This is a genomic window from Glaciibacter kafniensis (genome assembly GCF_039538945.1).
In the GTDB taxonomy this organism is placed as follows: Bacteria; Actinomycetota; Actinomycetes; order Actinomycetales; family Microbacteriaceae; genus Cryobacterium; species Cryobacterium kafniensis.
The window spans coordinates 329,623-336,649 of record NZ_BAABCN010000003.1; the positions used below are offsets into that span (position 1 = coordinate 329,623).

At 64.2% G+C, this 7,027-nt stretch carries 5 protein-coding genes; 3 read left to right on the forward strand and 2 right to left on the reverse strand.

Annotated elements, in window-relative coordinates:
- Positions 1-176: 176 nt before the first annotated feature.
- Positions 177-1,298, reverse strand: coding sequence for an HTTM domain-containing protein (locus tag ABD791_RS09345; protein ID WP_345065292.1), 1,122 nt, complete (start codon positions 1,296-1,298; stop codon positions 177-179).
- On the reverse strand, positions 1,295-2,056 hold the full coding sequence (locus ABD791_RS09350) for a DUF5819 family protein (RefSeq protein WP_345065294.1): 762 nt from the start codon (positions 2,054-2,056) through the stop codon (positions 1,295-1,297). The genes ABD791_RS09345 and ABD791_RS09350 overlap by 4 nt, the downstream gene beginning before the upstream one ends.
- A gap of 237 nt (positions 2,057-2,293) precedes the next feature.
- Here ABD791_RS09350 and ABD791_RS09355 point away from each other — a divergent pair, with 237 nt between their 5' ends.
- The 3 genes from ABD791_RS09355 (at position 2,294) to ABD791_RS09365 (ending at position 6,852) form a co-directional block, all read left to right on the forward strand.
- The gene (locus ABD791_RS09355; protein ID WP_345065296.1) at positions 2,294-5,209 is read left to right on the forward strand and encodes a helix-turn-helix transcriptional regulator; all 2,916 of its coding nucleotides are present in this window, start codon (positions 2,294-2,296) and stop codon (positions 5,207-5,209) included.
- A gap of 147 nt (positions 5,210-5,356) precedes the next feature.
- Complete coding sequence (locus tag ABD791_RS09360) at positions 5,357-5,764, forward strand: hypothetical protein (protein ID WP_345065298.1); 408 nt, start codon at positions 5,357-5,359, stop codon at positions 5,762-5,764.
- Positions 5,765-5,985: 221 nt separating this feature from the next.
- Complete coding sequence (locus ABD791_RS09365) at positions 5,986-6,852, forward strand: type IV toxin-antitoxin system AbiEi family antitoxin domain-containing protein (protein ID WP_345065300.1); 867 nt, start codon at positions 5,986-5,988, stop codon at positions 6,850-6,852.
- Positions 6,853-7,027: the final 175 nt, after the last annotated feature.

A 7,027-nucleotide genomic window follows, 5' to 3' on the forward strand; every position in this document is an offset into this window, starting at 1 on the left:
CATCAATAGTGGTCGTTTCCGTGGTCGCATCATCAGCAGGCCTTCCCCAAAGTGAATGCCCCGCGAATCGCAGAGTATGAGCAAAGAGACTCTGCTCGACGCGCGGCGGGCCACCCGAATGGCCCACTTCGACGCTATTGGCGCGGACTGCTGGAGATCGTGCTGGGAGCTACCCCTTAACTACTGATGTATTCAGTGGGAGCCGTCTGGGTACTACTGGTGCGCGGACTCGCGCCGGGCATCCGCCGCACCCACGGCATCCGCGGAAGTACTCTGCTCGACACAAAATGTTCGATCTTCGCGTAGGTCGTGTCGCGCACGAAGATTCCGTCGGCCGCCATCATCGAGAGCGAGAACAGCGGAATCCCCATCAGGATGCCGATGCCGGCATGCATCCCGACGATCACGATCAGAGCGATCGCCCTGGTCCACCGCTGAAGAAGCATGAAGGCGAAGAAGATCTGGATGAAGACCGCCACGTAGGTCACGATGTTCACGGCCAGACTGTTCGTCACGACCAGGTCGCTGAGCGCCGGCCACGGCGAAAGCGACTCAAGCTGCAGCGGGTAATACACCGCAGTGCCGTCTTGCCACCACGAGCCCGGCACCTTTGACAGCCCGGCAACGCCGTAGATGATGAAGATCTGCAGCGCGACGGCAACAATCGCCAGGTTATGCACGACGTTCGAGTACACCGGCGAGATCAGCGGGCGCCAGCCGGGCGCACGCGGGCGACGGATGCCTCTGTGCACGCGGCGAGCGCGCCGACGGGCATCCATCGACCAGTGCGCCGACAGATCGGTCAAGCAGAAATAGAGCAACAGGATGCGGAACGCGTTGTCCGTCTGGTCGGCGGCGACCGGGTTCGTCGAGACGAGGGAGATCATCAGAAAGAGCACGGTGATGGCGGCGATGCGCGCATGCCAGCCCACCAGGAGCGCCAGCCCGGCGAGACCGAGCAGAAGAAACTTGAGAGTGAACAGCCAGGCCGGGTCTGCGGTGCTGTAGAACACGAACGGAAAAGCCCAGGTGGTCTGGTGGCTGATCGGTTGCGTCCAGCTCGAGCCGGGTCCCCAGAGAAACCCGCTCACGCCCAGATTTGCACCGACGAAGACAACGACAACGATGCCGTAGATGATGCGCGCCAGCGATGCCCCATACGTCGCGCGTTTGGCATCCATCAGCCAGGACTCACCGCTCTGCAGCAGTCTGACGCCCCGCTGCCACGCCGCGTGCAGCGGGTTCTTGGCCGGGGTGTTCAGGGGGCTCGCCACCGGAGTGTTCACTGGGGCGCTCACGAGACGACTGCCTTGCCATACATCGACACGATGACGCTCTCATCGAGCCCTGGCACCTCAAGGGGAGACCGCCACCCCTCGATGAAATAGGCCGGTTGCGTGGTTGCCGTCGGGTCGTGACGCTGGGCAAAGGGAATTACTGGTGTTGTCACCACTTTGACCTGCACGCCGGTGATCTCGTTTCCCCAGCGCGCCCGGGCGATGGCGGTCGCAAGCCCTGTGACGGTCTGCTCGTATTCGACGTATTGCGTGACGTTGACGTCAGAATCCACCTTCATGCCGCTCAGCAGGGCGATCTTGACCCGGTCCAGCCATCCGTCACCATAAAAGTCGCCCCCGACCAGCTCTCGAACGTCAGGGTTGAGCTGGAGGAACGCGGCGTGAAAGCGGTCACCCAGGATGTAGTTACTCAAGTACATGCGCGACGGCACCGGGTTGTGCAGGATTGCCGCGGCATTGTCATGCGCGGTAATGCTGAACCACTCAGACTCTGTGTCCTCTCCACCGTCAACGCCGGGCAGCAGACCGCGCACCTCCAGGCTCACATTGGATGCGGCCGGGTTGGGGGCAAAGACCGCCCACCCCTGGATGAACACCGGCGTCATATACGCCGTCAGCACGTTCTGTCCGATCAGCGCGCGAATCGCATTCGGCGCCGAGTTCCAGGCAAAAGTCATCACAAAGTGTCCGCCGAGCACCAGCACCAGTGCACAGGCGAAAACCCTTGATGCCACCGTGCGTTGCGTGTTCGTGCTCATCGGCATCCTCCTGTCCATCCGCGCCTGACGACCCACAAGAACGCCCGAGATGATCAGCCCATTCTGGAATTCCCTGCACTAACCGAGCGACGACGTGCCGCGCGCCGGCCGAACTTCAGTAGTACTACTGAATTCCGCGCGCGGAGATGACAAATCAGTAGTCGTCCGGCGTCATTCGTCGCACCTTGCTCGCGGGCCCTCTGACAACACGCCATGATTGAGCAAAAGAAGGACAAAATGATCGATGAGTCGCACCAGTATCGGGAGCATCTGATGAGGGCCGTCGCGCGCCACGAAAGCAGAGGGTCCGCTCGGCGCAGAGAGATCGCGCAGATCGAGACCTTCCTGGCCGCCGGCACGGGCGTCGTTCTGGCCGCCCTCCCCGGTCTTGGCAAGAATTTCGTCGCAGAGCGCATCGCCGGCTCTCTGAGCGCGCTCGGTCACGACGTCACAATCGCACAATGCAACAGGCCGCCTGATCTGCGCATCCTGCGTGAGCCATCACCTCCGCACAGTGAGCGCCGCGCTGTATTGATCGTGGAGGATGCCCACCTCCTCGGCCTCGAAGATCTACAGGCGCTGGTCGAGGTGGCCACTGACCCAGCCCGCATTGTTCTCGTCACCCTCGACACGCATCCGGGCGACTGCGCCAGGGATAACACTCTTCAGACTCAACGACTTCTGACTTTGCTCTGGACTGACTACGGCCTCGAACGCATCGATCTCTCGGGCGTCGGGTTCGAAGAGTCGAAGGCGATCATCCACGAGGTCAGTGGCACACCCGGTCTCGACGTCGCACTGCGTGCGCGCATCGTGGATGACGCAGCCGGCAACCCGCTTCTGCTGCGCGAGCTGACGCGCGAGGTGATGAATCCGTCGAGCCGGTACGGTCGCGAACGCACCATCCCGGCACTTGGCCCGACCTCCATCTCTCCCCGCATCCTCGATCTCACCCGGCCCCAACTGGCCGATCTCAGCGCAGCGGAGGAGTACGCGCTGATCACAGTCGCCAAACTCGGCACTCTGCCCTACGTGCGGGCCGCCCGACTCGTCGGCCAGGCGCCACTTCGCACGCTGATTCGCCGTGGACTCGTGGCGCAGGACGCGCATGCGCCCGAAGCCATTTCGGCCAGCATCTTTTATGCCACGGCCGCAATGGGCGGCCAGACAACCGAAAACCCGTTCGAGACCGCACACACCGCAGAACTGCTAATACTGGCCGACTATCGGCAGGGCCACCGAATGACCGCGGCCGAATGCGTGCTTGTCGCGGCGTTCTGGGCCGCGAACCCTCAGATCGACCCGCTCGTCGAGCTCGAGGCCTCGGCCGCCGCATGTCTCCTCGCCCGTGCCGCGCGGTTGGCCAATATTTGGGACCTGCCGACCTACGCGAGGGTCTTCGCGGAGCACTCCCGAACCCTGGCTCCGAATGTGCTCGCCATGCTGCAGATCTCACGTTCACTGGCCGCGCAGGGCCGCAGGGACGACGCGCTGCAGGTCTTGGAGAACGATCAGCTGCCGCATACCGATGCGCAGGAAGACGAAGACGTGCTCGCCTGGTGGATGACGCTCCTCGCCTGGTGCAGCCCTCCCAACGACGTTGCGCTGGAGCGGGTTTTCGCGCAGGCAAGACGATGGGGGACCATCGACTCGGTGCTCGACGACTGGCGCCTTCTCCAACGGTCCGCTGCCCGGCTGAGCTCCTGTGACGCCGAACTGCGTGTCACCGCCTTGAAACGACTGGCAGCCAACCAGAAATCATCGCCGGCGACCCGGCTGCGGGCGGTCACGCAACTCCTTCCGATCTACGCCTACGCCGGTCGAGCCACAGAATTGACGCAAGCCATTCATAACGGACGGGCCTTGATGGTTGCCCTCTCACGCCCCAGGTCGGGGCAAAGAAAGCAGCATGGACACGATGCATGCGCCAGCTTCATCGCACTAGCCGGAATCTCCCGGGCACAGATTGGAATCGACCGGAGCCTCCTGGCCGCTGACCTAGATGCCTATGCGCTGCGGGCCGTCTGCTCCGGAAACGCGACAGAACTCGCCTTCGTGAATCTCGTCTCCGGATATCTCGCGCTCGACTCAAACGAACCCGCCCGCGCACTCGCCAACTTCGACCGCGCTGCAGAGCGGCTCTATCGGATGGCCCCGCCGATCTGGACGACCTGGGCTCGTCTGCTCCGAAGCCATGCGCTTGCCGCAGAGGGGCGTGTTCACGAGGCAGTAGCGCAAGCCGGCCAAGTCTCCCCCGCAGAAATCTCGATGTCGCCCCTGTTGAACTTCTGCTTCGCCCAATTCAACATTTGGATCAAGTTCTTTTGCGGCGACGCGGCCGCGGCGCGCGCGGATTCCCTCAGCCTCGCGGCCTCCGATCATGAACGCTCGCGTCTTCTCACTCTGCGGGTGCTCCACGGCGCTCTGGCGGTCGGTGAGTCGGCGCACCGGGTCGTGATGCTGCTCAACTCTCTCCCCGTGACCCACCCGGACGAGCACACCGACCTTCTCGCGACCCTCGAAGAACACCTGCGGGCTGAGGCCGCTGGCGACGGGTTCCGCCTGGACGCGGTGGGATTCAGCTTTCGCAAACTCGCGCTGGTCTGGGAGGCGTCTTTCGCATTCCGCGGAGCCCAAGCCGCCCACCTCGCACGCGGGCGCCCGCTCGAGGCCGCGGCGAGCACGGCACAAGCCGACGCCATCGACGCGGCCGCGATCGTCTCTGGCGCCATCTGGAACCCGCGCTCGTCGGCCGGCGAGAGGTCGACTGCCACGACGGCAGCCGGTGCGGCGGGCGATGCCCGTATCGCTCATGCTGCCGGCGGCGCCGGTACTGATGCCGGTGCTGCTGCCGGTGGCGCCGGTGGCACCGGTGGCGATTCGCACAGCGTGCTCGACAAGCGGATGCTCCTCACGCGGCGCGAACGCGAAGTCGCCCAGCTCGCCGGTAAGGGAATGAGCAATAGTGAAATCGCTGGGCGGCTGTTCATCAGTGTGCGCACCGTCGAATCGCATGTGCTTCAGGCGCGGGTGAAATTGGGTGCCGTCCGCCGAAGCGACCTGGGAATTCACCTTGCTGACAGTCAGTCGAGTAGTGGTGTGATAGCCAATTCACGCTCCGAAACCGATTCTCTCTTGCGGGAAATCGCCTAAGGCGTTGGCGTCCTTGGTGCCGGGCGAGCCGGTGCGCTGGCAGGTCGGCATCTCGGCGGCTCCCGAACCGGGAAACGTGACCCTCAGTGTCTCGGCCACGGGGAGCGACGCTCGAGACCTCGATCGAGGTCTCTGGCGAACGCTGGGATGCGGATTTCTGCGCTCCCGGCGGAATCACTCCAGCGGGTTAAGGCGGTCGCCCTCGGCGAGCCCGGCGCATCCATTCGCGGTGGTGCCGCCGACCAGGAGCGCTGGCTTGCGATTGTGCCCGGCCTCGGCGGAGATCCGGGTTCCGGTTCCGGTTCGGCCTCCGGTTCGAGTCGCGGGGCCGGCCACGACGCATCCGTCGCCCTGACCGGTGTCACCCTGGCCCTCCCGTTACTCGCCGCGGGCGGCTCGGTGCTCGCATCGTGGACCGACAGCGAACACGCACACAGTGACTTCACTGCGCTCACCGTTGAACAGCCGCAAAGTACCGCGGCGTGCGCGTTGAGCCCCGGGCTGCTCGGAGCGATGAGAGCCAACCCTATCTGCGCGGTCTCGTCTCTCGACTGAACGCGCGCGGGTCGCTGTACGCAAAGGAGGAAAATCGGCGACACTCCGCCTCAAACCGGCAGAAAGGCTCGGCGTGTCGCAGAATCTCCTCCTTTACGTCTTGACGTCGAGCAACCCAGGGTCGGGTTGGGCCGCGAACCCCCACACCCTCGCAGCGAAAGTTCTCCACCGAGACGGATGCTTGGCGACGGCATGCACCCGGCCAGAGGCAGGATGCTGCCATGCGGCCCATCCCGGAACCTCTCATTTGCTCACTTGGTCACGTTGCGACGACCGCTGAGTTCGCCCGGCGTGGGTATGAGGCCCGCGACATCCGCTTGGCGATACAGGCCGGAGTCATCCGACGTGCCTCGCGCGGCGTCTATCTCTGCCGTCATGCCGACGCCGATCAGCTCACGGCTGCCGCGGCCCACGCCCGCATCACCTGTTTGAGTGCTCTGCGCAGGGCGGGGGTGTGGGCTGGGCTCGACCAATCGCTCCATCTGCAGCTTCCCCCGAACTCGCACAGCGCGCGTCGCCCGGTTCGTGACAGAGACGACCGGTCCATCCACTATCACTGGGCGCCGGTGAAATTCGATCGTGCCCCGAGGAAGTCCTGGCTGGTCGACCCGATCGAAGCGGTCTGGCAGGCGATCCATTGCCTCGACGAGGAGCACGCGGTCGCGTGCCTCGAATCGGCGGTCCACGAAAAGTTTCTGACCGAACAGGAGGTGCGCCGCATCGGCGCGAATGCTCCCCGCCATCTGCAGCGCGGCATCCGGGAGATGGAATTCACCTCAGATTCCGGGCAAGAGACAATTGCGCGCCGCAGACTTCGACGGATCGGATTTCACGTCGTGGCCCAGGAGAAGATCTCGGGACTGCCCTACAGCGAAGACCTCGTCGTCGACGACTGCGTCGCCCTCGAGACCGACGGTAAGAAATGGCACGGACCGGAGCGCTTTGAGCCCGACCGCCAGCGAGACGTGGTTCTGGCGGGGTTCGGCCGGGTGTCTCTCCGGCTCACTCAGCGGATGATCCTGCACGAATGGCCTTCGACGCTTGCCGCGATTGAGCGCGCGGTCAGAGACGCGAAGCGAACGCGGTGACCATTTTCGCGCCCCGGTCTCGACGTCGTGACCCCGCGACATCCGCTGCCCACCCGCCACCTGCACGTAAAGGAGGAGAAATTGCAACACGCCATCTCAAACCGGCTGGGCCGACCCAGGGATTCCGGTCAGTGTCCTGTGGATGATTTTCTATGCTGCCATAGGTCGAAGCTCG